Source organism: Mycobacterium sp. NGS33 (genome assembly GCF_059812885.1).
Map to the genome: position 1 here is coordinate 1 of NZ_JCALDN010000047.1, position 497 is coordinate 497.

1 protein-coding gene is annotated in these 497 nt (G+C 62.0%); it reads left to right on the plus strand.

What is annotated here, in order from left to right; translation table 11 throughout:
- Positions 1–70: hypothetical protein (locus tag AC5Y5B_RS25250; RefSeq protein ID WP_500006365.1), on the plus strand; the 70-nt coding region annotated here is incomplete at its 5' end.
- Positions 71–497: the final 427 nt, after the last annotated feature.

Sequence of the window (497 nt, forward strand, 5' to 3'; positions counted from 1 at the left end):
TACCGGGTCGCCGTACGCCATCGAATACGTCTGGGGCCGCCAGGTCGGCGACAACACCATCAACCCGTAGTATTGCGAAAGCTCTGCCAGGCAACATTATTCGCGAGCCGACGGCAGCAGTCGGTCGCCACCCGCCGGGGCGCGTCGTCAAAAGATCGTGTTGTACGCCCACCGGTCCCGCCGTTGCTTTGTTTGTGCCCCTGCGGCGCGGTACATTTCACTGGTCTTATTACATGTGTGTACAGGCCAGCGCCGGGTGGCGACGGAACCGAGGCGAGGGGCAGGGTTGGCGACGGTGGGTTACCTGGATAACCGACCGTATGGCTGGCTGTTCCCGATGATTTCCGGGCTCACGGTGTAGCGCCGTGGAAGGTTCACCCGTTCAGATCAACGACTCCCGCGAGCCGCCGTACAAGTTCATCACCTTGCTCGTGGTGGTGGTGCTGGGCGTGATCTTCACCCTGGTCTACATCCAGTTCCGCGGCGGTTTCACTCCC